General features: G+C 44.5%; 22 protein-coding genes and 1 other annotated feature. Of the genes, 3 read left to right on the top strand and 19 right to left on the bottom strand.

Features of this window, described 5'->3' with window-relative positions; genetic code table 11:
• Positions 1-50: 50 nt before the first annotated feature.
• The 11 genes from rpoB to G632_RS0114190 form a co-directional block, all read right to left on the bottom strand.
• Entirely contained in the window at positions 51-3,914 is a 3,864-nt protein-coding gene (rpoB, locus tag G632_RS0114140; protein ID WP_026512601.1) for a DNA-directed RNA polymerase subunit beta, read from the bottom strand.
• 207 nt (positions 3,915-4,121) lie between these two features.
• Positions 4,122-4,499 carry a 50S ribosomal protein L7/L12 gene (gene rplL, locus G632_RS0114145; RefSeq protein WP_013281756.1) on the bottom strand — a complete coding sequence of 126 codons (378 nt, stop codon included), beginning with the start codon at positions 4,497-4,499 and terminating at the stop codon, positions 4,122-4,124.
• Between the two features lie 64 nt (positions 4,500-4,563).
• A complete protein-coding gene (rplJ, locus tag G632_RS0114150) occupies positions 4,564-5,172 on the bottom strand; it encodes a 50S ribosomal protein L10 (protein WP_022770018.1) in 609 nt (202 codons plus the stop codon).
• Between the two features lie 23 nt (positions 5,173-5,195).
• Positions 5,196-5,336: a sequence feature (ribosomal protein L10 leader region), on the bottom strand.
• A 52-nt stretch (positions 5,337-5,388) separates the two neighbouring features.
• Complete coding sequence (locus tag G632_RS0114155; protein WP_196802295.1) at positions 5,389-6,669, bottom strand: CapA family protein; 1,281 nt, start codon at positions 6,667-6,669, stop codon at positions 5,389-5,391.
• Positions 6,670-6,777: 108 nt separating this feature from the next.
• A complete protein-coding gene (gene rplA / locus G632_RS0114160) occupies positions 6,778-7,467 on the bottom strand; it encodes a 50S ribosomal protein L1 (RefSeq protein ID WP_022765114.1) in 690 nt (229 codons plus the stop codon).
• 13 nt (positions 7,468-7,480) lie between these two features.
• Positions 7,481-7,906 (bottom strand): 50S ribosomal protein L11, encoded by a 426-nt coding sequence (gene rplK / locus G632_RS0114165; RefSeq protein WP_022765113.1) that lies wholly within the window; start codon positions 7,904-7,906, stop codon positions 7,481-7,483.
• A 130-nt stretch (positions 7,907-8,036) separates the two neighbouring features.
• The gene (nusG, locus tag G632_RS0114170; protein ID WP_051154955.1) at positions 8,037-8,588 is read right to left on the bottom strand and encodes a transcription termination/antitermination protein NusG; all 552 of its coding nucleotides are present in this window, start codon (positions 8,586-8,588) and stop codon (positions 8,037-8,039) included.
• Between the two features lie 117 nt (positions 8,589-8,705).
• On the bottom strand, positions 8,706-8,900 hold the full coding sequence (gene secE, locus G632_RS0114175; protein ID WP_022770022.1) for a preprotein translocase subunit SecE: 195 nt from the start codon (positions 8,898-8,900) through the stop codon (positions 8,706-8,708).
• A 31-nt stretch (positions 8,901-8,931) separates the two neighbouring features.
• Positions 8,932-9,081, bottom strand: coding sequence for a 50S ribosomal protein L33 (gene rpmG / locus G632_RS0114180; RefSeq protein ID WP_013281689.1), 150 nt, complete (start codon positions 9,079-9,081; stop codon positions 8,932-8,934).
• A 118-nt stretch (positions 9,082-9,199) separates the two neighbouring features.
• On the bottom strand, positions 9,200-10,252 hold the full coding sequence (locus G632_RS0114185; protein WP_035782788.1) for a glycosyltransferase: 1,053 nt from the start codon (positions 10,250-10,252) through the stop codon (positions 9,200-9,202).
• The gene (locus G632_RS0114190; protein ID WP_022770024.1) at positions 10,252-12,120 is read right to left on the bottom strand and encodes a hypothetical protein; all 1,869 of its coding nucleotides are present in this window, start codon (positions 12,118-12,120) and stop codon (positions 10,252-10,254) included. The genes G632_RS0114185 and G632_RS0114190 overlap by 1 nt, the downstream gene beginning before the upstream one ends.
• Positions 12,121-12,348: 228 nt before the next feature.
• Between G632_RS0114190 and fliD the strand changes: the two genes are divergently transcribed.
• Positions 12,349-13,650, top strand: a complete 1,302-nt coding sequence (gene fliD / locus G632_RS0114195; protein ID WP_022770025.1) for a flagellar filament capping protein FliD — start codon at positions 12,349-12,351, stop codon at positions 13,648-13,650.
• Between the two features lie 133 nt (positions 13,651-13,783).
• On the opposite strand, the gene glf is transcribed toward fliD, so the two are convergent.
• From glf to G632_RS0114235, 8 genes are all read right to left on the bottom strand, one after another.
• Positions 13,784-14,947, bottom strand: a complete 1,164-nt coding sequence (gene glf / locus G632_RS0114200) for a UDP-galactopyranose mutase (RefSeq protein WP_022770026.1) — start codon at positions 14,945-14,947, stop codon at positions 13,784-13,786.
• Positions 14,948-15,090: 143 nt separating this feature from the next.
• Positions 15,091-15,426 carry a hypothetical protein gene (locus tag G632_RS0114205; protein ID WP_022770028.1) on the bottom strand — a complete coding sequence of 112 codons (336 nt, stop codon included), beginning with the start codon at positions 15,424-15,426 and terminating at the stop codon, positions 15,091-15,093.
• A gap of 376 nt (positions 15,427-15,802) precedes the next feature.
• On the bottom strand, positions 15,803-16,546 hold the full coding sequence (locus tag G632_RS0114210) for a hypothetical protein (RefSeq protein ID WP_022770029.1): 744 nt from the start codon (positions 16,544-16,546) through the stop codon (positions 15,803-15,805).
• On the bottom strand, positions 16,543-18,048 hold the full coding sequence (locus tag G632_RS21395; RefSeq protein ID WP_022770030.1) for a glycosyltransferase: 1,506 nt from the start codon (positions 18,046-18,048) through the stop codon (positions 16,543-16,545). Before G632_RS21395 ends, G632_RS0114210 begins: the two co-directional genes overlap by 4 nt.
• Before the next feature lie 65 nt (positions 18,049-18,113).
• On the bottom strand, positions 18,114-18,707 hold the full coding sequence (locus G632_RS0114220; RefSeq protein WP_022770031.1) for a hypothetical protein: 594 nt from the start codon (positions 18,705-18,707) through the stop codon (positions 18,114-18,116).
• A gap of 18 nt (positions 18,708-18,725) precedes the next feature.
• Positions 18,726-20,360: a hypothetical protein gene (locus G632_RS0114225; protein WP_022770033.1), complete on the bottom strand. Its 1,635-nt coding sequence runs from the start codon at positions 20,358-20,360 to the stop codon at positions 18,726-18,728.
• Between the two features lie 62 nt (positions 20,361-20,422).
• Complete coding sequence (locus G632_RS0114230; RefSeq protein WP_026512604.1) at positions 20,423-22,306, bottom strand: threonine--tRNA ligase; 1,884 nt, start codon at positions 22,304-22,306, stop codon at positions 20,423-20,425.
• A 63-nt stretch (positions 22,307-22,369) separates the two neighbouring features.
• Positions 22,370-22,873, bottom strand: a complete 504-nt coding sequence (locus G632_RS0114235; RefSeq protein ID WP_022770035.1) for an SEC-C metal-binding domain-containing protein — start codon at positions 22,871-22,873, stop codon at positions 22,370-22,372.
• Between the two features lie 181 nt (positions 22,874-23,054).
• Between G632_RS0114235 and G632_RS0114240 the strand changes: the two genes are divergently transcribed.
• Positions 23,055-23,519 (top strand): hypothetical protein, encoded by a 465-nt coding sequence (locus G632_RS0114240; protein WP_022770037.1) that lies wholly within the window; start codon positions 23,055-23,057, stop codon positions 23,517-23,519.
• A gap of 20 nt (positions 23,520-23,539) precedes the next feature.
• Positions 23,540-24,445 carry a diaminopimelate epimerase gene (gene dapF / locus G632_RS0114245; RefSeq protein WP_026512606.1) on the top strand — a complete coding sequence of 302 codons (906 nt, stop codon included), beginning with the start codon at positions 23,540-23,542 and terminating at the stop codon, positions 24,443-24,445.
• Positions 24,446-24,519 lie beyond the last annotated feature (74 nt).

Here is a 24,519-nt window from a genome sequence, read left to right on the forward strand (position 1 = left end):
CATTCGTTAACCTCTTTTCTGTAAGTAGTCGTTAATTATCGGTTAATCAATTACTCGTCAAAAGACTCTTCAGCGTCCTCAAATGACTCATCAGAATCAAAATCATCTACCTGCTCATCTTCGAGTTCGCCTTCATCGTTGAAACTCTGTTTTGTAAAGCCGTTAGCTTCAAATGACTCCTGCTTGTAATCGCGTCCTGATGTATCGCCTTCAATCTCGTAGCGGTAATCAGAATCTGTGTAATCAACGCTCTCCATGATCTCTACCTCAGTATTGTCCTCGCGAAGAACCTTGATATCCAGACCAAGTGACTGGAGCTCTTTCAAAAGAACCTTGAATGACTCAGGCACGCCTGGCTCAGGGATGTTGTCTCCCTTGATGATTGCTTCGTAAGTCTTAACACGACCGATAACATCGTCAGACTTAACTGTAAGGATTTCCTGAAGTGTATAAGCTGCACCGTAAGCCTCAAGTGCCCAAACTTCCATCTCTCCGAAACGCTGTCCACCGAACTGAGCTTTTCCACCCAGAGGCTGCTGTGTTACCAGTGAGTAAGGACCTGTTGAACGAGCGTGGATCTTATCGTCAACGAGGTGGTGGAGCTTAAGGTAATGCATGTGTCCGATTGTTGTAGGGCTGTCAAACTTCTGTCCGGTTCTACCGTCGCGAAGCTGTACCTTTCCGTCTGATCTGATCGGAACGCCCTTCCAAAGCTCTCTGTGATCTCTGTTATCTGACAGATACTGCATGATCTCAGGATCTACAAGATCTTTGTATTTAGCTTCGAACTCTTCCCATGTGCTGTTAACGTAATCGTTAGCAAGCTCAAGAGTATCCTGAATATCTATCTCGTTTGCACCGTCGAAAATAGGTGTTGCGATGTTAAATCCAAGTGCCTTGGCAGCAAGTGAAAGGTGAATCTCCAGGACCTGTCCGATATTCATACGGGAAGGAACGCCCAGAGGATTAAGCACGATATCAAGTGGTCTGCCGTTAGGAAGATATGGCATATCCTCTATAGGAAGAACTCTTGAAACGACACCCTTGTTACCGTGACGACCAGCCATCTTATCACCTACAGAGATCTTTCTCTTCTGTGCGATATAAATTCTGACTGCCTGGTTTACACCGGGTGAAAGCTCATCACCGTTCTCTCTTGTGAATACCTTGGCATCAACTACGATACCGTACTCACCGTGAGGAACCTTAAGGGATGTATCCCTTACTTCTCTTGCCTTCTCACCGAAGATAGCACGAAGGAGTCTCTCCTCAGCTGTAAGCTCTGTCTCTCCCTTAGGAGTAACCTTACCAACAAGGATATCACCGGCACGAACCTCAGCACCGATACGAATGATACCACGATCATCAAGATCCTTAAGGGCATCATCACCTACACCGGGAACGTCACGTGTGATCTCTTCAGGTCCGAGCTTAGTCTCACGGGCCTCTGCCTCGTACTCTTCAATATGTACAGATGTAAATACATCGTCTCTTACAAGTCTCTCTGAAAGAAGAACAGCATCCTCGTAGTTGTAACCTTCCCAAGTCATGAATCCGATGAGAGGGTTCTTACCAAGACCAAGTTCTCCCTGTGATGTTGAAGGACCATCAGCGATAACCTGACCTGCCTCAACATGGTCGCCCTTGAAGACGATAGGTCTCTGGTTGTAGCAGTTACTCTGGTTTGATCTCTGGAACTTAATGAGGTGGAACTCTTCCTTCTCACCGTCATCGTAGGTCATCTGGATGAGCTTACTGTCTACGAAATCAACAGTTCCGGCCTTTCTTGCAACAACGCAAACGCCTGAGTCAACTGCTGCCTTTCTCTCCATACCTGTTCCAACCGCAGGAGCCTCTGTTGTTAAAAGAGGTACTGCCTGACGCTGCATGTTTGATCCCATCAGCGCACGGTTAGCATCGTCGTTCTCAAGGAACGGGATAAGTGCTGTAGCAACTGAGAATACCATACGAGGTGATACGTCCATGTACTCGAACATTGTCTTAGGATACTCAGAAGTCTCATCCTTATATCTTCCTGATACAGTCTTCTTCTTGAAGTGTCCTTCCTCATCAAGAGGAGTGTTCGCCTGAGCTACATGGTAGTTATCCTCTTCGTCAGCAGTAAGGTACTCAACCTCATCTGTTACTCTTGGATTCTCAGGATCTGACATATCTACCTTACGATAAGGTGCCTCAACAAATCCGTAGTCATTAACTCTTGCATAGCTTGCAAGTGAGTTGATAAGACCGATGTTAGGACCTTCAGGTGTCTCGATAGGGCACATACGTCCATAGTGTGTATAGTGAACGTCTCGAACCTCGAATCCGGCTCTGTCTCTTGAAAGACCGCCAGGTCCCAAAGCTGAAAGACGTCTCTTGTGAGTCAGCTCACCAAGAGGGTTGTTCTGATCCATGAACTGAGACAGCTGTGATGAACCAAAGAACTCTTTTACAGCAGCCTGTACAGGCTTGATGTTGATAAGAGTCTGAGGTGAGATCTCCTCAGTGTCATGTGTTGTCATTCTCTCACGAACAACTCTCTCAAGTCTTGAAAGACCGATACGATACTGATTCTGTAAAAGCTCACCTACGCAGCGGATACGTCTGTTGCCCAGGTGGTCGATGTCATCATCGTTACCGATTCCGTACTCAAGATGAATATTATAGTTAATGGAAGCAATGATATCTTCCTTAGTGATGTGCTTAGGAATAAGCTCGTGTACACGCTTCTTGATGGTCTCAGCAAGGCCCTCAGGATCGTTCTTAACTGTGTACTCCTCAAGGATTTCCTTAAGAACAGGATAGTAAACGTTCTCAGTAATTCCGAGCTGCTCAGGATCACACTCGATAAAGTGTGTGATGTCTACCATCATATTAGAAAGAACCTTAACGTTTCTCTCCTCTTCCTGAAGGATTACATAAGGAATAGCCGCATCCTGGATCTCAGTTGCAAGGGCACGGTCAACCTTTGTGCCTGCAGCAGCGATCATCTCGCCTGTTGTCTCATCAACAACGTCCTCAGCGAGAACATGTCCGTTGATACGGTTCTTGAAGTGAAGCTTCTTATTGAATTTATATCTTCCTACCTTAGCAAGGTCATATCTTCTAGGGTCGAAGAACATTGCTGTGATAAGGCTCTCAGCGCTCTCTACTGAAAGAGGCTCGCCGGGACGGATTTTTCTGTACAGCTCAAGAAGACCACTCTGGTAATCGGTTGAAGAATCCTTGGAGAAACTTCCCTGGATCTTGGGCTCATCGCCAAAGAGTTCAAGAATCTCCTCGTTTGTACCAATTCCAAGTGCTCTGATAAGAACGGTTACAGGAACCTTTCTTGTTCTGTCTACTCTTGCGTAGAAGACATCGTTAGGATCGGTCTCATACTCAAGCCATGCACCTCTGTTAGGAATAACTGTGCAAGCCATGAGCTCTTTTCCGATCTTATCGTATGTAATATCGTAATAGATACCGGGTGAACGTACGAGCTGGCTGACAATAACACGCTCAGCACCGTTGATAACGAAAGTTCCGGTAGCTGTCATGAGAGGCAGGTCACCCATGAAAATCTCATGCTCTGTGATCTCGTCCTTCTCCTTGTTGTGAAGACGAACTTTAACCTTCAATGGAGCTGCGAATGTAGCGTCTCGCTCTTTACACTTCTCGATAGTGTTCTTGTTCTTATCGATTTCATCCTCGCAAAGCTTAAAATCGACAAATTCCAGACTGAGCTTCCCACTGTAGTCCTCAATAGGAGAAATATCGTCGAAGACTTCCTTTAAGCCTTCGTCGAGGAACCACTGATAAGAGTTCTTCTGAACTTCGATCAGGTTAGGCATCTCCAGGACTTCCTTCTGGCGCTGGAAACTCATTCGTAAGTTTTTACCAGAGCCGGTAGGATGTAATCTGTTTTTTTCCATTGACATTCACCCCGTTCTTTAATATTTTAAGTGATTAAATGAGTCACCTTAATAAGCGCACTAAAAAAATGCGCAAAAAGACCCACTTCACCACAATAGTGCATTGTCCATTATACGTCTAGCAGAATATGATGTCAAGAACTTTTTGCAACAAAAAAGGGACGGATTAAAAATCCGTCCCTGATACATCTTAGAATATAGCTTAAATTACTTAAGAGTAACCTTTGCACCCTCAGCCTCAAGCTTAGCCTTGATGTCATCAGCCTCTGCCTTAGAAGCGTTCTCCTTAACCATCTTAGGAGCTCCATCAACGAGATCCTTTGCTTCCTTAAGTCCAAGACCTGTAAGCTCACGAACAACCTTGATAACCTTAACCTTGTTAGGACCAACCTCTGTAAGCTCTACGTTGAACTCTGTCTTCTCCTCACCAGCTGCTGCTGCGCCAGCTCCTGCTGCTGCAACTACAACGCCTGCTGCTGCAGATACGCCAAACTCTTCCTCGCAAGCCTTTACAAGATCGTTAAGCTCGAGAACTGTAAGCTCTTTGATAGCATCGATAAATTCTGCTGTTGTTAACTTTGCCATTATATTTTCCTCCATATAATTTGTAATTTTCAATAAATAATTTCAGTTTACTGCAACGAGTATATTACTCTGCTGCAGGTGCTTCTGCTGCTTCAGCTGCTGGAGCCTCTGCTGCAGGTGCCTCTGCTGTCTCAGCAGGAGCTGCCTCTTCTGCAGGAGCAGGTGCTGCTTCCTCTGCAGGAGCTGCCTCGCCACCTTTCTCTGCGATCTGATTGATAACGCGAGCGAAGTTTGCGATAGGTGACTGCATAGAACCAAGCAATCTTGAAAGAAGAACTTCCTTTGAAGGGATTGCTGCGATCTCAGACATAGCTGCTGCATCGTAGAACCTTCCTTCGATTACACCACCCTTAATCTCAAGAGCCTTTGCCTTCTTAGCAAACTCATAGAGTACACGAGCAGGTGCTGCAGGATCTGACTCAGATACAGCCATTGCTGAAGGTCCGTTAAGAAGATCCTTGAGCTGCTCGAAATCAGTTCCCTGGAAAGCGAAGTTCATCATTGTGTTCTTGTACACCTTGTATGTTACGCCTTCTTCACGAAGCTTCTTACGAAGTTCTGTGTCCTGCGCAACAGTAAGTCCGCGGTGATCTACAAGTACGACTGCCTGAGCGTCTTTGATCTTCTCAGAGATCTCATTTACTACAGGCTGCTTCAATTCAACCTTTGCCATTTTTTTACCTCCTTATAGAATTTACCGCCGAAAAAAAACCTCTCGAAGACATCGAGAGGCAAAAAGTCTGAATTAAACTTTTCCTCGGCAGGCGTTTACACTTTACGTTCCACATAATATTCATGCGGAACACCTGCTGTCTTCGGCATGGCGTCTTTTTGACGACCTTGAATAAAATATCATAAAAGAACAATAATGTCAAGCATTTTATCGTATTTATTTGGGACTGATATAACCATTGTAATCTATATGTATTCCGGGTGACATGGCAGCCATCTCATTTATGATCCTGTCATGCTCTGAGCCTGTAGCTTCAGTAACCGTACATCCGCTCTGCAGCGCAGGAACAAACTGCAGGTTAACTGCTCCGTCTTTATGCAGTGTTGTGATTATCATACAGGAATCAAGCGTCTTGGAGTTAAAGATGTAATTGCCCATACTGTAAACAACAGGAACTCCGTCAACATAATCAATCTTCTGAAGCACATGCGGATGTGAGCCGATTATCAGGTTAGCTCCGGCATCGGCAATTTCTTTTGCCTGATCCCTCTGGAGATAATCAATCTCACTTGTACTCTCGGTCCCCCAGTGAATGAATACTATAACGTAGGCACTCTTTTCTCTCGCCTCACGTATCCTCTCCAGTAAAAGAGCATCGTTCATGCATCTGAAGACTCCGGCAGAATCCTCAGTTGCAGGTCTTGTGTCCGGATAGTCGTTTCTCTCGATCTGAGTGGCACTTATGATAGCAATCTTCATTCCGTTACTTGTTATATAGTAAACCGGGTGAGACGCCTCATCAATGTTGTTGCCCGCTCCCGAATATGCAATTCCCGCATTTGACAAGGTAGCCATGGTATCAAGAAAAGCCTGCTCGCCATAGTCATATGCATGGTTATTGGCCAGTCCCACAATATCAACGCCCATTGTTCCGAGTATTGCAGATGTCTCCGGAGCAGCTCTGAAGGTATAAGTCTTGCCCTCAGTAGGTGATCCGCCATTAGAATACGGGAATTCGTTGTTGACCATCATGATGTCAACGCTGCGCATCTTCTCAAGAAGGCTCTGTCCAACAACTCCTTCAGCCGTATTACCGGCTCTCCTGAAAGCATCACCCACAGCATAGTTAGGATCAAAAAGAATATCTCCGGCAAAGCCGATGGTTACTGTTTCCGGATTCGCCGTACCTATAACATGTGTGTAGTCTTCATCCCCTTCATATATGATCGCAGCTCTCTTGGCAGATTCCTCATCTGTGATTGCAGCATTCTCAGCTCTTCCTGCCTCAGGGATAGCTTCCCACTTGGTTGCAAAAAGACCTTTCTGATACTTTTCATTTGAGTATTTGAAATTACCAAAGATCAAAAGCGCAGGTATTCCGACTACCAGGATCGTAGAAAAAGTCAATAAGAAAGCCACTGTCTGTGGCTTTTTAAGAAAATCTTTTATATTTATCTTGTCAGTCCAGCTGTCCTGATCATAAAACCCTTTTCTCATAAGAGCATTATACCACAACATATTGTGGTATTCAAAGTCTATGCACACAAAAAAGCGGACCACCGAATCGGTAGTCCGCCATTTCACATGTTTTATGCTGCGAAAGGATTAATATCTGTTTGATACAACCTTTACGCCAGGGCCCATTGTTGTTGCAAGAGTAATGCTCTTGAGGTACTGACCCTTAACAGATGAAGGTCTAGCCTTTGTGATAGCATCCATAAGAGCGTTGAAGTTCTGCTCAAGCTGCTCCTCTGTGAAAGATGCCTTTCCTACAGGAACGTGGATGATGTTAGCCTTGTCAAGTCTGTACTCAATCTTACCAGCCTTGATATCAGCGATAGCCTTAGCTACGTCCATTGTAACTGTACCAGCCTTAGGGTTAGGCATAAGACCCTTAGGTCCAAGTACCTTACCAAGACGTCCTACAACGCCCATCATGTCAGGTGTTGCAACTACAACGTCGAAATCAAGCCATCCTTCGTTCTGGATCTTAGGAATAAGCTCCTCGCCACCAACGTGGTCTGCACCAGCAGCCTGTGCCTCGTCAAGCTTTGTTCCCTTAGCGAAAACAAGAACCTTTACTTCCTTACCTGTTCCGTTAGGAAGAACTACAGCTCCTCTGATCTGCTGATCAGCGTGACGTGAATCACAACCTGTTCTGATGTGAGCTTCTACTGTCTCATCAAACTTTGCAGTAGCTGTCTTCTTAACAAGAGAGATAGCTTCTGCAGCTTCATACTGCTGAGTCTTGTCAACAAGCTTAGCAGCTTCTACGTATTTCTTTCCGTGTTTCATCTCTCATCCTCCATCAGTCTTCTACTACGATTCCCATGCTGCGAGCTGTTCCAGCGATCATGCTCATAGCGCCCTCAATGTCAACTGCATTAAGGTCAGGCATCTTGGTCTCTGCAATCTTTCTAACATCTTCCTTAGAAACGGTCGCAACCTTTGTCTTGTTAGGAACTCCTGATCCCTTCTGGATCTTAGCTGCCTTCTTAAGAAGAACTGCTGCAGGTGGAGTCTTTGTGATGAATGTGAAACTTCTGTCTGCATAAACTGTGATAACAACAGGGATGATAACGTCACCCTTATCTGCTGTCTGTGCGTTGAACTGCTTTGTGAATTCAACGATGTTTACACCATGCTGACCAAGAGCTGGTCCAACTGGTGGTGCTGGTGTTGCTTTACCAGCCTGGATCTGTAACTTAATATATCCTTCGACTTTCTTTGCCATTCTGGCACCTCCTGAAAATATGTGGTCGGCGCAGGATCCTCGCGATGTAGCTACGTGCGAATGCACGGCGGGTCTGCTCCCACTCAGTGGATTGTAACTATATATTCAAGCGCATAGCGCCCAAATACCATTATGAATCGATTTTTCTTACTTCTGCAAAGCTGATCTCTACAGGTGTCTCACGGCCAAACAGATCAACATTGATTGTAGCTGTCTGCTTACCGAAATCCATTCTCTGAACAACTCCGGCAGTATCCTTCCAAACACCGGCAATAACTGCGATCTCATCGCCAACGCCGAAGTCAACGGCGATAGTGTTCTTGGTATTGATTCCAAGGTTCTTGATCTCAGCATCTGTAAGTGGAACGGGCTTGGATCCCGGTCCTACGAAACCTGTAACGCCACGTGTATTACGGACAACATACCATGTCTCGTCGTTCATATCCATGTTAACAAGGACATATCCGGGGAACATCTTTCTCTGAACGTTCTTGCGAGCGCCATTCTTGACCTCTACAACATCCTGAAGAGGTACTCTTACCTCAAGGATCTGGCTCTGAAGATGTCTGTTCTCTATGGTCTTCTCAAGGTTAGCCTTAACCTTGTTCTCATATCCGGAATATGTATGAACAACATACCAGTGAGCATTCTCGTTCTCAGTAGCGCTCTCAGCTTCTGCCATCTGACCTTCTGAAACCTCAGCATCTGATAATACCTCATCAGATACCACTTCGACAGAATCCTCTGCTACCTGCTCGAGACTCTTTTCCATTTCTTCTGACATATTATCTCCTTCTGATTAGAAAACGGATGTAATAAAATTCATTCCATATTCAAAAGCATAATCGAGTAAAGCGATCAGAGCACAGGCAATGACTGAAACAACAACTACTGCTGTTGTCTGCTTGATAACATCATCCCTTGTAGGCCATATGATCCTTGCAAACTCTGCCTTTACACCCTTAAAAAAAGTACCGATCTTGGACTGTTCCATATCGTAGTCTCCCTCCTATTCAAGGATGAAATTACTTTGTTTCCTTATGTAAAGTATGCTTCTTGCAGAAAGGGCAATACTTCTTCATTTCAACACGATCGGGATGTGTCTTCTTATCCTTAGTTGTGTCGTAGTTACGATTCTTGCAATCTGTGCATGCTAATGTGATTCTTGTACGCATTATTCCACCTCCGCGCGTTTATAAATTGTCTAATTTTGCGCATAAAAAAAAGACATAAATCTCTTGTCGCTTGTCTAATATAACATAGACATTTCTCCGCGTCAACACATTTTTATTGTTATTTATACACTATTTCTCTCTGGCATAAAAAGCTCACCAAAAACAGTACGCAGTCCACAGGAATTTTTACAACAAACTCCGGTGATGCAGGAATAAGTCCATGGAAGAAACTTACCAGCGCTCCGCTTAAAAGCATTATGCATACTGCCAGGATGGCATACTTGACCGCTGCCCATAATCCGTTACTTCTGCTCTTAAAAACAACCTTATAGTTAATAAGGAAATTATAGACTGCAGATATAACCCTGGCCATTATGGTTGCCAGCATAATATAGTCAAATGGCAAAGACCTGCCACGCATCATTCCACAGAATATTGTAAACAGCGCAATATCCACAACGCTTGATGAGAGTGACGAGAACAGGAACTTGAAAAAGATCGCATAGATCCTTACAGAATCCACGATCGGATTAAAGTGACTGGATTTGTTTTCTTCTAAATATATAGTAGAAATAGGAACCTCTACAATCTTAATACCAAGGCTCTTGGTGGCCAGCAGCATGTTTGTCTCAAACTCAAACCTGTCGCCTTTTTCTGTCAAAAGATATCTCATAAACTCCGAAGATATTCCCCGAAGCCCTGTCTGTGTATCGCTTATGCTCAGACCTGTAAGCAGCTTCATAACCCTGCTGGTGGTCTTGTTTCCAAACACCGATCTGGCAGGAATTCCGGACTCATCAAAATTGCGCACGCCAAGTACCAGGCTCTTCGGATTCTGTCCCAGCGCATCCATGCACTTTTTTATATCAGGTGCTGTGTGCTGTCCGTCGGAATCTGCAGTGATAACGCCCAGCATATCCTCAAACTCATTCAGGCAGTATTCAAAGGCTGTCTTAAGAGCCCTGCCCTTTCCTCTGTTGACTTCATGTTCAAGAACAATGGCGCCTCTATTTTTAACTTCATCAAATATGTGTCCATAGGTCTCTCTATCGGATCCGTCATTAACTACCACAATAGGAGAAAACCCTGCTGACACAAGGTTGTCCATAAGACCTATCAGCTTATCATCCGGCTCATATGCCGGTATAACAATGGGTATGATCTTTCCCATCAATTACCTGCTCCTTCAATTTCATATACTACACCCGGCTCGAACTCTCCATTTGGAACAAGTTCTGAAAACAGGTTATAAGCCGCATTATCTTTATCTTCAACATAAAAATATGAAGCGTGGCTTTCCAGCATCTTCTGCCTTATAGTATCTGACGTATCCTCTTCTGTCAAAAACACATCATACACCAAAGCCGTCGGAGATGCTTCTTTACTTATATAAGTATTGTGAACCCAGTAGTACTCATGTCCATCCCTGAAGACCAAAACTCTCTTTCCCCAGTATGCCTTATCGGAGACTGCTTCTACAAGCTCTTTCCCATCCTCTCCTACCATGTCGGAATTATAAGCAACATTATCGGCAATCTGAGCTTTATATCCCCAGAGGTACTTCGCTATTCCGCTGTAGTCGGCACACAGCAGAACAAAGAGTGCGCAAGCAATACCAAATATGGCAAACTGCTTCTTCCCGCTCTTAGCCCTTAGTCTGTTAAAAGCAACCCCCACAATGAAATAGATGCTTCCCAAAGTAAAGGGTGCGCAGTATCTTGCTATGGATATTCCCATGGCGTAGGCATCCAGATACTGATCCTCTGTCTGGAACAGCGATATGTGAGCCATGAACACGATTCCGTAAGCCAGGATTCCTGTTATAAGGGTGAAAAGAGCTATCTTCCTTATCTCACTCTTTCCAAGAAGGGAGAGTAAATACATCCCGATGATCACGCCAAAGATAATAAGCACCGCTGCTCCCGTAGAAAGGTCAATGGTCTGATTATAATCCGAATGCATCGGCTGGAACATGAAGCCTTCGGCAAAGTACCTCATCTTATCAAAGGTGTTGTCCGGGGCTGTATAGGTTCCGGAAGTAGCCATTCTGATGCCCGCTCCCGTGAGCTTGGCAACCCTTCTGTTTATGAGACAGAACAAGAGCCAGCTTCCGTAGGATGCTCCGGCAAACAATACCGACAGCCACATGAGCTTATCTTTGTTCGCCATTAAAACATAGAAAATCAGTACAAACAGCGCCCACTCAATTCCAACGGATTTAGTCAAAAGAAGTACTGCCGTAAAAAGACCTATCCTTATATAATAAAAGCCTTTGCCATGTCCGGCCTGATCATATATCGAAAGAAGCAAAGCTCCATATATAATAGCCATTACTATATCCGCAGGTGTTCCGTAGTATATGATTCCGTTGAACACTCCGGGGAACAAACAGGTACAGACAGCTGCAAACACCTTAAGTACTATCTTGCACCAGCTCTTCATATCCGCAGCTTCTATGGCAGCCTCAACCCTGGCGAGCATTGGCAAAAGAAATATCATACACAGCGCAAAGTATCCAAGAAACTGAAGGCTCTCCGTATACTCTTTTCCTCCCAGCTGCAAAAACAGCCACTTGGCCAGGGAAGGAATGGGCGGATAGTCACCGAACTCCGGCGAGACATTTCCGTACTTACCGGGAAAGCCATTTAGGAAAAAGAGCTGCTTGGCATCAGATGACCAGTAATTTATGTCATCCCACCAGGTAAACACCTGCTGCCTTGTCATGAAGCCCACAAAGGCAGTTACTGCTCCGGTGCAGATAACTCCGGGATTTGCCAGGAGTTTGCCGTACTCCGAAAGCTCTTTTACCATAGAAGACTTACTCCTGCGGCTGTCGATCATCATGCGGACAAGCACATAAACTATGGCTATCGCGGATACGAAAGCTATAGCCTTCAGCCCTCTAAAGAAAGCCAGAACATACATTATCATCAAAAGGCCTGCAAAAGAAATTGCCAGTGTGTCCAAAATATTCTCTTTATATACTCTCGCCATTCTTGCGGAAACAAGAAGAAGCGCTATTATCACGATCCATAACATTGCTTTGTTCCACCTGCTCTAAAAAATTCACTTATCTCATAATAATATATTAATTATTAACTTTCTATAAAATCGTATGAAATCTTATTCATTATTGTTGACATTTGACTTGCTTTTAGTATGATAAGGGTAACTAAACGTGGCTAAATATGCCCTCGTGCGACAGATACCAAAGGAATGGTAGAGTGAAGGACTCGTACGTATATCAAGGAAGAAAGGAGGGGCATTATGGCAGGCATTTCTTTAAGTGGTGCTTATAACCACTTCATACAAGACTACGTGTCTAAAGATGTTACACAGGCCGACGCGCATCGTAAGGATGAGCTTAGGGATGTGTATAAGTCGATTGCAAAAATCAACAAGAAGTCCCCTCTTTATCTACTTACAGATGATGACGTATCGAGAAACGATGCGATTGATATAAAAGAAAAAGCAAGACAGCTTCAGGGAAGTATCAAGAGGCTTAGTGATCATGAGGATAAATCTTCTCTCAATCACTCCTCGGCCTATACAACCGATGAAGATAAGGTTTCCGCAAACTATATCGGCAAGACTCCGGAACAGGATATCGGAGCCATCGGTTTTGACATAGAAGCCACGCAGATGGCAAGCAGCCAGGTAAACAGAGGACATCTTATCCCGAAGGATTCCACCGGTCTTAAGCCTGACAATTACGCATTTGATGTCAGGATAAACGGGCAGGAATTTGAATTCCAGTTCAGCATTTATAACACCGACACCAACATAGATGTGCAAAAGAAGTTAGAGACCCTGATCAATAAGGCTAACATCGGACTTAGCGCCAGCATCATAGAAGACGGTAACCGATCGGCGCTTGAGATACAGTCAAGCCACACGGGTCTAAAGCCCGGACAGCTCAGCCAGTTCGAGATCTACGAATCAGAAAGTGGTCTTGCGAAGGGCTCGGTTGATTTCCTTGGACTTGATAAAGTCGCGGAACCGGCTAAGAACGCACACTTTACGCTAAACGGCGAAGAAAAAGTTTCAGTATCCAATCACTTCACCGTCGGCGGTAAATTTGATATAACGCTTCACGAGCTCACCGAGCGCGGAAGCCCGATCCACGTAGGAATCAAGAAGGACAACGAAGCCCTGATGCAGCACGTGGTATCGCTGATAGATAATTACAACAACTTTATTGAAGGTGCTATGGGAATATCCGACGATAAGTTTAAGGGATCCAAGCTCCGTGCCGAAGTCATAGGCATAGCGCAGCAGCACCTTAGTAACGTTGAAGATATAGGCGTTAAGCTCGAGGGTAACGGCTCTCTTTCGATAGACGACGAATTGCTCAAACAAGCCGTATCGGGAAGCAGCAATATGGAGTCATTAGAACCCATCAACAGATTCGCGGATGCTCTGATAGAGAAGACAAAAGACATATCGGTTGACCCTATGAAGTACGTAGACAGGCCGGTTGTTAACTACAGAAATCCCGATAACCGTGACTACTCATCGCCATACATAACCAGTGAGTATTCCGGAATGATGTTCAACAATTATTGTTAAGCGCTGGAGGCAGCGCTTAAGTCTCCCCGCTGCAGAGGGGAAGACTTGAAATAATATAGCTGCAGGTGAACGTTACTGCAGCAAAAAGTCCCCGGGTCTTAAAGACCCGGGGGCTTTTTTATTCATCTTTATCTCATACAGATCTGCTCATATCCAGAGCTTCACGGATTATCTGATCCATGTTGTAGTACTTGTACTGTCCAAGTCTTCCGCCGAAGTAAACATCACTGAAGTCATCAGCAAGCTCTTTATACTTAGCATAGAGTTCGTTGTTCTTAGCATCGTTCATTGGATAGTAAGGCTCATCGCCGTGCTTCCAGTCAGCAGGATATTCTCTGGTAATGATGGTTCCCTTACCTGTTCCGTACTCAAAGTGCTTGTGCTCGATTATTCTTGTAAACGGAACCTGCCTCTCGGTGTAGTTTACAACCGCATTGCCCTGATAGTTGTCAACCTCGGGAAGGTCTTCTGTCTCAAACTTAAGAGACCTGTACTCAAGAGTTCCGAGCTTGTAGCCAAAGAATTCATCTATCATGCCTGTGAAGACGATCTTGTCAAAGCTATCTCCATCACAGGAAGTAAACGGCTTAACAGGAAGTCCGTCTTCAAGCTTCATGAATTTGTAATAGTCTGTATTTGTCTTAACCTCTATTCCGTCAAGGATCCTGTCCACCAGAGCTGTGTAACCTCCGATCGGGATTCCCTGGTAGCGGTCATTGAAGTAGTTGTTGTCATAGATAAATCTCATGGGAAGACGTTTGATGATAAATGCCGGAAGTTCCTTGCAGTCTCTTCCCCACTGCTTCTCGGTGTAGCCCTTTACGAGCTTTTCGTAGATGTCACGTCCCGCAAGGCTAAGTGCCTGTTCTTCAAGGTTTTCTGCCTCAAACTCAGTTGTACCTTTCTCGCTCTTTATGCGCTCCTTCTCTTTCTCTGCCTGGGCATTTATTATCTCTTTTGCCTCATCGGGAGTCCTGATGCCCCACATCTTGCTGAAGGTATTCATGTTAAAGGGAAGGTTGTAGAGCTCATCCTTATAAACCGCCACAGGGCTGTTGATATAATTGTTGAACTCGGCAAAATCATTTACATAGTCCCAGACTTCCTTGTCAGAAGTGTGGAAGATATGCGCACCGTACTTGTGTACATTGATGCCCATTCTGTTCTCGGTATAAACATTTCCGCCGATGTGATCCCTTCTATCTATCACAAGGACCTTTCTGCCCTTGTCCTTCATCTGTCTTGCAAAGACAGCTCCAAACAATCCTGCGCCTACTACCAGATAATCATAATGCATAAAAATTCCTCCAAAATGAAAAAGACTCCTTGACTATTATGCCAAAGAGTCTCATTTGTTTCAATAAGGAACTTACGCCTCGCTGGCGCTCACCGTAAGACGTTCGAACCAGGCTCGAAAGTACCTCACCAGGTTCTCTCAGCTCACTCTGCCTGATACTTGTCAAGCTGTGAGAAATCCCCCATCATGTCCAGGATCTTCTTTCTTCCTGCCTTGTTGAGCTTCACGTACTGCTGCATTACACGGTTCTCGACGATCTTCTTGCCAAGGTCTGTGCCCTGCTCAAGTGTTGAGAAGTCAACCGGATTCAGATTCAGACGATCACACATTTTGATCACTGTTCCGTAAGCCATCCCCTCAATCCCCCTATCTAATGCTGTTACAAGTGTACTGTATGGAATAGACATATCTATTGCAAACTGTCTAACACTTTTATACTGTGAAAGAATTTCTCTTTTAAGAATTTCAGCCTTTGTCATGTCGCTACCTCCTATGATATTTTTTTCTTGTGAAATCTCTTTCTTTTTGCAATCAATAGAATAACACATAGACGTTTTTTCGTCATTCACTTTTTAGGGGAATTTTCCCATAAATTTTTATACAGATTACCCACTGATTTTTGGCATTTTAACGAAATTGCCATCTGCCACAAGAATTTACGAAAGTGTTCACACTTTTTTCACAATTCGTTGATACAATAAAAGACTTTTTAACGTCTACGCATCAATGCCACATCCATTCTGAAATGATAAATTTTCGAAATGTTAACGAAAAAACAAACAGCACAAAAGGGCTGTTTGTTTTCATTATTACACATTATTATGTTTGTTTTTTGGTATGCCCATGTAGCCTAAGTTATTGTATTTCCTGGACTTCACTAATTCTATTAGTCAAAAATGCCATAACTTCATTGTAGATATCTTTCGGAATACTATAAACTTTATGCACATTTCCTGCACATTCTATGTCTAAAGAGCCCATTTTACGCCTTACAGACACTATTTCTTTATACTGAAGAACCTCTTTTTTGAACTTATCCTCAGGACTGAATTCACATCTCTCGGAAAAGAGCCTCAGAACCCCCTCTTTAAAGCCGCTGGTGGCATTAAATTCATACTCCGGATCGTCATCTCCCAGCATGACGTCAAAGGTCTTCTTCCCATCTGTGGATTCCATCACAGGCTTTGTGATCATTATCCCGGCACGTCCCTTTCCGCCATGCTCTGCATCTGAAATCTTAACCTGCTGAACATTGGTCTCTATAAGGCCTGAGAGGCTGTTAAAGTACGGTCTTATCACATAGTCACTGTTAACGGGAAGTGATATGGTCTTACTTCTGATCTTCTGTCTGAACTTAAGTGAATGAAAGCCCGCGTCCAAAGCAATATAAATGCTCTCACCTGCCTTGACCTCATACATCTGGCGGTCATCAACAAATACCATCATAAGAGCATCTTCACTCTCCCTCTGACCTACGCACTGGACCTCAATTATATAGCTCTTTCCCTGCGCAAAAAGTTCCTCTCCGCAGAGCGGACAGAATCTGATGTTCATATTCATGTTTTGTGGCAACGCCTTTTTGCATTTTGGACAGATCACTTTTCATCCTCCTGATCATTGCCAATATGTATCCCGCCTTCCCTCAGCATCTCGCCGATCCTTGCCTTGTTCACAAACAAGGTCTCGGCCAGAACCACGTCAAAGGAATGGCTCTTCCAGGGAAGTCTTACGGTATTTAGTTCACCGTAAACAACATCATCAGTCATATGCCTTGCGATACCGGCTTCAAAAGAAGTCCTGCAGACACCGGCAACAAAAACGCCCGGGCACTGACTCTTTATGTAGGAAGCTGTGGCACCAAAACCACAGGTAAAATCCAAAACCTTAAGATAACCCTTTCTCTCTTTTGCCAGCTCTATCACTGCATCTGCAGCCTCGAACCACGGCAGCGAATATCCCCAGATATCAAAGCCCCACTTATCAATGAATCTCTGCCTTCCTTCTTCCATTCCCTTGGATGCGCCAAAAGAGCCGTTTCCGCCGTTGTGGTAGATAAAGCTGTTCTTGCAAAGATACTGGTTAAAACCTGCTCTTGCAAGGCGAATCCCCAGATCATCATCCTCAAAATATGCCGGCGAAAATGCTTCATCAAAGACCTGCCCGTCAGCAGCAATACTGCCTACTGCATCTCTGGATAACAAAAGTGCAAATCCCGTGAGGCGAAATCTCTTTATATACGGGAGATGTTTAGGAACACCGTTCTTTCTGGCGTACTGCCTGAAAATCTCCACAGCCTCTTTATAGGGCGGCTTTTCATCCCAAAGGTCATTGCTGTCCACCTCCTGCAGGGAAGCACTGTTGGAAAAAGCACTGCATGCTCCTACATCTCTGCTGTCATACAGTCCCATTCTCAGGAAGAATAGTGAGTTCTGCATAAGTACTGCATCGTTATTCAAAAAGAAAATGTCATTGTCCTTGTTACAGGCTGTAGCTCCGATGTTGCAGCCCTTGGGAAAGCCCACATTCTCTTCATTCTCTATCAGAATAAACGGGTAATCGGCACTATCTCTTTTCTCCCTGAGATACTCCCTTACGCCTTCCTGTGTTGATGCATTGTCCACCACCACGATTTCATAGGTTCCTGCGGGACAGAAATCCTCAACGGATTTAATGCAGTCCTTCATGATCTCCAGATCGTTGTAAGAGAGGATCATGATGCTGGTATTTCTAACTCTCACAGAGGGTGTGCACTTAAGGTCCGAGAGCGTATCAAGGATAACCTCCCTGTCCGCCTCATCGTCGCAGTAAAAGGCAGCCATCTCCATACAAAGATATGCCTGATCGATATTCAGATTAAGATAATAGAGCCCCAGCATGTAAAAGAGCTCGTAGTCTCCGGGATTGTAAGAAAGCCCCCTTGCGATGGCATCAAACTCAGCCTGGCTGTCGCTTAATACCTCCCACAAAGAAGCTTCCAGAATGCACAATTTGGCAGCCTCATCGGGAGTTCTCTCATCGATGTGAAAAAACTCCTCCTGAAACTCATATAAGGCCTCATTGTACTCGCCATTTGATATCAGTTCTGTAAGCTTGTCAAACATATCCTGTAATTTCCCGGGTGCAAAACGACATAACTTCTTACAATAATGATATCATACTTAACGTTTTATTGTACATGAATAGTGGACTGACACTCTGAAAATGCGTCCTGACACTCATCATCCTCCGCTCTCTGAAAAGTGACGGTGAAGGTCCTGTATCTCGACAAAAGCATGTATACGGTCTGATAGATCTTCTCCTGATCCGCGGCCTGGAAACTTGCTTCTATCCTGTATCCCGGATAACCGTCAACAGTTATCTTGTCAAAAGAGCTGACGGAATATCCCACATCTTCACCATATTCACTGTTATAAGCAGCAGCGATGGTCTCCTGATAGATATCTTTTGTAAGTTCAGTAGATTTATCGGTCACCTTGGGTTCATTATGCTCAGCAAGGGCAGCTTTCTCCCTGTTTGTGAGCACCACATCCAGTCCGTTGTAGTATACGCTGTACTGAATGGTTGATGATTCCATGGGGTGTTCCTTATTTATGAAAAGACCTTTTTCACTTGATGGTTCAAACTGAAGCGGAACAACAAAGCTGCAGCATGTAGCTTCCTTAAGGTCTTCTTCTGCATATGCATTTACAGTATTTATACTAAGCATTGCCATAACAGTCATGGCAAGAGCCATAAACAGGCCAAGAAATCTCTTTTTCATAATATCTCCGAATATCAGTTATCTGCTGAGTCTGAACACGTCAAACCAGTATCTCTCCATGAGGTAGCTTCCCTCATTTTCAGAAGTGATCTGATACTGCTCATTCCAATCCTTCAAAATATCCTCTCTGGAATTAAAGCTTCCCAAAAACAAAACTTCTTTTCCCGCATCCAGATAGTTGGCAATATCAATAGGATCCTCGATTGTCTCAAGTCCCGAAACCGTCTCTTTTATCAGAGCTTCAGGTTCTGCTTGGTAGAGATAAACCTTGTAATTGCCTTCTTTCTTATTCAGGTAATAGGACAAAAGCCCCTGAACGTGTTCGAAATTACTGATGACTATTGTATCACTGTTTATGCTATCAAGCATATCGAAAGTCTTCTCGATGTTGACCATACGATATTCTTCATTGCCGATAAAGGCCTTGTAGTCTACCGCTCCCACGATGATCATAAGTACCGCAAGCAAAACTCCGGCGATCTTCCCTGCAAGCTGCCCCTTTTCTCTTTTATAGACTCTGTCAATCTCTACAGAAGCCATTACAGAAATTGCGAGCCAGAAGCACCCATATGCAGGGAGCATATATCTGTTCACAAACACAGGTCTTATAAGGATTGACGCAATAAGTCCGGTCAAGACAACTAAAGGAAGTACTGAAAAAGCGAAAAGTGTATATGCATCCGTAATCTCTTTTGCCCTAATGGTTCTGAGCACGGTCCTTACCAGTAAAAATGCTACCAGCACAAATAATAAAACAGCTATCACAACTGCCAGAAGCTCGTTTGTAAAGTAGCCCTTAAAAAGATGCTTAACTGCGCTGCCAAAACTCCTGATGCTGACCGGCTGTATCCAGTAGTTTGCTTTTACCGCGCCTACCTGTCTCAGCACTACAGATACCCAGGGAATATAGGATGCGATGGTCAGGTTAATGGCAACAATCAGAGTAGCTGCTGCCTTGAGGCCGATTTTTCCTTCGGTCTTCTTCTTCGCAACGCGCATATAATAGACCAGCATCCAGACTATCAGAATTCCATAAATTATCCCGATGGCAAAAGCAGCATAGTAATGAGTGTAGGCTGCAGCAGTGGTGCTAAGCCACAGCATGAGACCATCTAAAATGTTCCACCCTTCTCTTCCTCTGCCCATTATGCTGTCAAGGAGACTTAGTCCATGAAGCAGAGCCATGGTCACAAATAGCATAGCCCAGCTGTACATGCGGATCTCCGTGGTGTACTCGGGCATCTGGGGCATGGTTATTATGGCAAAAGAAAATAATCCTGCCGGAAGAATACCGAAGCACTTTCTGATGGTAGTAGCCCCGTAGATCATAAGGATAAAGAACGGAAGCACAGACACAAGCTTGGCAACGGATTCTGCCCCAAGTATAGCGCCATCACCGGTAATCCCAAGACTGTCACACAAGAGAATAAAAAGCCTTACTATCATGTAGTAAAAAGGCGGATGTACGTCTCTGGCCGTAAGGCTTATCAGCTCTTTTACAGGCCTTGTTGCAAACTCCATGGTAAAGAGCTCGTCATACCAGATGTCTGTGGTAAGAGATAAAGTTATGGATCTGATCAGACAATAGATCGCTGCAGCAAAGAAAATAATCCCCAGATGCTGCATCGCTGTTATCTTAGTCCTTTTTTTCATTTCTAACCTCATAAAACAACAGGCACAACACAAAAGTGCTGTGCCTGAATAATACTTAGATATTATGCCTCGTAGGAATCAATAAGTTCCAGTGAATGCTCATTGTTCATCTTGATGCACATCTTAACAAGCTCATCAAGAGGAACGTTCTGGATCTGCTTGTTGGAGCCGCGAACGTTGATTGATACAGTGTTCTCAGCAGCTTCCTTGTCACCTACAACGATGATGTATGGATCCTTGTAGTTCTTGTACTTCTTGATCTTCTCCTTCATGTTGTTGTCGGAGTAGTCAGCCTCTACGCGGATTCCTGCATCCATGAGAGCCTTCTCAACTTTCTTGGCATACTTGTTGTGCTCAACTCTGATAGGAACGATACCTACCTGATATGGGCTGAGCCAGAATGGGAATACACCCTTGAAGTTCTCGATGATGATACCGATGAATCTCTCAAGTGATCCGTAGATAGCTCTGTGGATAACAACAGGCATCTGCATTGAACCATCCTGTGCCTGGTATGTAAGTCCGAAGTTGTGAGGAAGCTGGAAGTCAAGCTGTACAGTTCCGCACTGCCACTCTCTTCCAAGAGCATCCTTGATCTGGAGGTCGATCTTAGGTCCGTAGAAAGCACCGTCTCCCTCGTTGATCTCGTATCCGCCCTCGCCGTACTTCTCGTCAAGGATTTCCTTAAGGGCAGCTTCTGCTCTGTTCCAAACCTCGATGTCCCCCATGAAGTCCTCAGGTCTTGTTGAGAACTCTGCTCTGTAGGTTACACCGAATGTTGAGTAGATCTCGTCAGCGATTGCAATAACGTCTGCGATCTCTTCCTTGATCTGTGACTCCATTACGAATGTATGGTCATCATCCTGTCTGAACTCCTGAACACGGAAAAGACCGTTCATCTGTCCGCTCTTCTCCTTACGGTGAAGTACATCGTACTCACTGTATCTGATAGGGAGCTCCTTGTAGGAGTGATTGGTTCTTCTGTAGGTCATCATAGCGTTAGGACAGTTCATGGGCTTAGCAGCCATTGTGTCCTCAAGCTCACGGTTGTAGATCATTGATCCTGCAACGATCTTAACAGGCTTAGGTGTCTCATCTGCATCTCTGTAGTTCTCATAAACCTCAGGGATATCTGCATCAGCCTTAACCATTCCCTCAAGACCGGGAACCATGAACATGTTGTTTACATAGTGAGCCCAGTGTCCGCTGATGAGCCAGAGCTTCTTGTTGTTGATAAGAGGAGCAGCGATCTCAGTGTAACCATGTCTCTCCTGTACCTCTCTTGAGTACTTAAGGAGCGCCTGGTACATCTTCCATCCTCTTGGAAGCCAGTAAGGCATTCCGGGAGCTGTCTCATCGAACATGAAAAGATCAAGCTGAGCACCGATCTTCTTGTGATCCCTCTCCATTGCTTCCTGGATCATCTTGATGTGCTGCTTGAGCTCATCCTTGGTCTGGAAAGCATATACATAAATTCTTGAGAGCTGGTCTCTCTTCTCGTCTCCTCTCCAGTAAGCGCCTGAAATGCTCTTAAGCTGGTAGGAAACATTCATAAGTTCCTGTGAATTGTCTACGTGAGGTCCTCTGCAGAGGTCTACGAAATCCTCACCTGTATAGTAAACTGTAAGAGTTTCATCCTCCGGAAGATCATTTATCAGCTCTGTCTTGAACTTCTGATCCTTGAAAATCTCAAGAGCCTCGGCTCTTGTAACTTCCTTGCGTGTCCAGTCCTCTCTTCTCTTGATGATCTCTCTCATCTTGTCCTCGATGGTCTTGAAATCATCCTGGGTCACAGCCTTTGGAAGCACGAAATCATAGTAGCATCCGTCATCGATCTGTGGTCCGATCGCATACTGAACTTCCTTGCCGTAGAGCTCGATAACAGCCTTGGCGAGGATGTGTGCCAACGAGTGGCGGTAAACTTCTTTAAACTCTTCTTTTGTCATTGTTTTCCCTTTCCTGCTATACCTACCGGGTACAGCCACATGTTTATTTTTTATATCAAATGATCAAGCTCTGCCGTGGCACTTCTTGTACTTCTTGCCGCTTCCGCAAGGGCATGGATCATTAGGATATACTTTGTTCTCTTTTCTGATGGTATGAGAAGCCTTCTCTTCCTTGTAGAGCTCTTTTCTCTTATCCTCATCAAAGATCTCCTCCCACTCAGGAAGGTTGTAAAGCCAGTCTGCTCCGGCATTTACCATGTTCTTGTAAAGGAGCTCCTTCTCAAAGCCGAGGTTAACCTCTGTATCCTCTTCCATCTCCTCGATAGGATTCTGCTCCTTAAGGCTGTCGTTGATTCCGTCAAGGAAGCCTGTCATAGTCATAACATCAATGCCAAACTTCTCAGCAAGCTCTTTTACTGTTCCCTTAACTACCTCGTCGGGATTCTTTAAAAGCTGAGCATAGATGTCTTTTTCCTTCTGAAAATAATCTGTCCAAAGTCTCTGAAGATCGCCCTTGTTGGCAGTCTCAGAATAAGCCATATCGCGCCACTGTTTTAATAATGCCATAGTTGTTTCTCCTGTTTCTAAATAATTCTCAACAAAAAAATTAATGTATGCAGTAACTCTACATACATTCAATCTATTTTAATATATTAGGCAAAATATGGCAACTATCGCATAGACAGCAGAACACTCAGCATTTATTATATATTTAATAATTATGCATAGATTGGAGAGACTTACGCATATGAACAAAATCTGGCAGAGCATAAAAAGCATAGACAAGCTCCCAAAGAGAACAGCCATGACTCTGTTTGGTGTTATCATCTGCGCCATCAGCGTCGGAATATTCAAGATTGCAGCCCTTGGCGTTGATCCATTCCAGTCCTTCATGGCAGACCTTGTCATCGGAGTTGTCATCATCTGCTTCGGCTCTGCCTTTTACATGACTGCTGACCTCGGTGTATCCACCTATGACGCTGTCGCCCTTATAATAGTCAACACCTGGAAAAAGGGAAAATTCCAGTATGTCAGGATCATCACCGATATCGTATGCGTAATCCTTGGCTGCGTGCTGTTCCTTATGGCCGGTGGCAGCATCGGACAGATTCCGACAATCGCAGGAATCGGAACCATCATCACTGCCTTTTTCATGGGCCCACTCATTGAGTTCTTTAACGTTCACATCGCAAGGCCTATACTTAATAAATAAATGCGGAGGAGTTTATGAAGATCAATTTTACCAAGATGCACGGTTGTGGCAACGACTACGTTTATATTGACGGGGCAAAAGAGCTTGTTCCTCAGGATCAGAAATCGGAACTGGCCATAAAGGTTTCAGACCGTCACTTCGGAATCGGCTCTGACGGACTTATTTTTATAAATCCCGTGGATGACCCGGATGTGGATTTTGAGATGGAGATGTACAACGCAGACGGTTCAAGATCCGAGATGTGCGGAAACGGCATAAGATGCGTAGCGAAGTTCGTTTACGACCATCGCCTTACGGACAAGAAGAGCCTCACCATAATAAGTGCAGGGAAAAAGAAATTTATCGACCTGAAAGTTGATGACAACAATCTCGTCACAAGAGTAAAAGTAGATATGGGAGCTCCGATTCTTAGTGCTCCGCAGGTTCCAGTAACTGTATCTGCAGGAGGTGATAAGCTTGGTACTAACGGGCTTTCAAACATCCCTTCGGATATTTGTTTTAAAGCACCTATCACTGCTGCCGGAAGAGACTGGGAAATAACCTGTGTATCCATGGGCAATCCCCATGCGGTTGTAATACTTCCTGACGACTTTGATCTTGCAGGTTTTGAGATTGAGAAATTCGGACCTGAATTTGAGAATCACTCATTCTTCCCAAATCGTACAAACACCGAATTTGTGAAGATAGATAACAGGGGCAATGTTCACATGAGAGTCTGGGAGAGAGGAACAGGCGAAACCCTTGCCTGCGGAACAGGATGCTGTGCAACAACCGTTGCCTGCATCTTAAACGGTCTTACAGACAGCACGGTAAATGTACATGTTCTTGGCGGAACAGTTACCTGCACCTGGAACGGAGACGCAAACACCTCCGTGATCATGGAAGGCCCGGGAACTACTGTATTTGAAGGAACAATAGAGATCTGATAATAATTTATTTTTGATAAACGCAGAAAAAGACAGGTTTTTAAGCCTGTCTTTTTCCGTGTATATAAGATTAT

It is taken from the genome of Butyrivibrio sp. NC2007 (assembly GCF_000421405.1).
In the GTDB taxonomy this organism is placed as follows: Bacteria; Bacillota; Clostridia; order Lachnospirales; family Lachnospiraceae; genus Butyrivibrio.

Bases quoted from the DNA above. Each gene is read 5' to 3' on its own strand.
- G632_RS0114205 (WP_022770028.1), bottom strand. From the start codon at position 15,426: ATGACAAAGGCTGAAATTCTTAAAAGAGAAATTCTTTCACAGTATAAA.
- G632_RS0114225 (WP_022770033.1), bottom strand. From the start codon at position 20,360: ATGAAAAAAAGGACTAAGATAACAGCGATGCAGCATCTGGGGATTATT.
- G632_RS0114235 (WP_022770035.1), bottom strand. From the start codon at position 22,873: ATGGCATTATTAAAACAGTGGCGCGATATGGCTTATTCTGAGACTGCC.
- rplJ (WP_022770018.1), bottom strand. From the start codon at position 5,172: ATGGCAAAGGTTGAATTGAAGCAGCCTGTAGTAAATGAGATCTCTGAG.
- nusG (WP_051154955.1), bottom strand. From the start codon at position 8,588: ATGGCAGAAGCTGAGAGCGCTACTGAGAACGAGAATGCTCACTGGTAT.
- rpmG (WP_013281689.1), bottom strand. From the start codon at position 9,081: ATGCGTACAAGAATCACATTAGCATGCACAGATTGCAAGAATCGTAAC.
- rplL (WP_013281756.1), bottom strand. From the start codon at position 4,499: ATGGCAAAGTTAACAACAGCAGAATTTATCGATGCTATCAAAGAGCTT.
- G632_RS0114220 (WP_022770031.1), bottom strand. From the start codon at position 18,707: ATGAAAAAGAGATTTCTTGGCCTGTTTATGGCTCTTGCCATGACTGTT.
- G632_RS21395 (WP_022770030.1), bottom strand. From the start codon at position 18,048: ATGTTTGACAAGCTTACAGAACTGATATCAAATGGCGAGTACAATGAG.
- G632_RS0114230 (WP_026512604.1), bottom strand. From the start codon at position 22,306: ATGACAAAAGAAGAGTTTAAAGAAGTTTACCGCCACTCGTTGGCACAC.
- G632_RS0114185 (WP_035782788.1), bottom strand. From the start codon at position 10,252: ATGGGAAAGATCATACCCATTGTTATACCGGCATATGAGCCGGATGAT.
- G632_RS0114240 (WP_022770037.1), top strand. From the start codon at position 23,055: ATGAACAAAATCTGGCAGAGCATAAAAAGCATAGACAAGCTCCCAAAG.
- fliD (WP_022770025.1), top strand. From the start codon at position 12,349: ATGGCAGGCATTTCTTTAAGTGGTGCTTATAACCACTTCATACAAGAC.
- G632_RS0114190 (WP_022770024.1), bottom strand. From the start codon at position 12,120: ATGTTATGGATCGTGATAATAGCGCTTCTTCTTGTTTCCGCAAGAATG.
- G632_RS0114155 (WP_196802295.1), bottom strand. From the start codon at position 6,669: ATGAGAAAAGGGTTTTATGATCAGGACAGCTGGACTGACAAGATAAAT.
- rplK (WP_022765113.1), bottom strand. From the start codon at position 7,906: ATGGCAAAGAAAGTCGAAGGATATATTAAGTTACAGATCCAGGCTGGT.
- secE (WP_022770022.1), bottom strand. From the start codon at position 8,900: ATGGAACAGTCCAAGATCGGTACTTTTTTTAAGGGTGTAAAGGCAGAG.
- glf (WP_022770026.1), bottom strand. From the start codon at position 14,947: ATGCATTATGATTATCTGGTAGTAGGCGCAGGATTGTTTGGAGCTGTC.
- rplA (WP_022765114.1), bottom strand. From the start codon at position 7,467: ATGAAACACGGAAAGAAATACGTAGAAGCTGCTAAGCTTGTTGACAAG.
- rpoB (WP_026512601.1), bottom strand. From the start codon at position 3,914: ATGGAAAAAAACAGATTACATCCTACCGGCTCTGGTAAAAACTTACGA.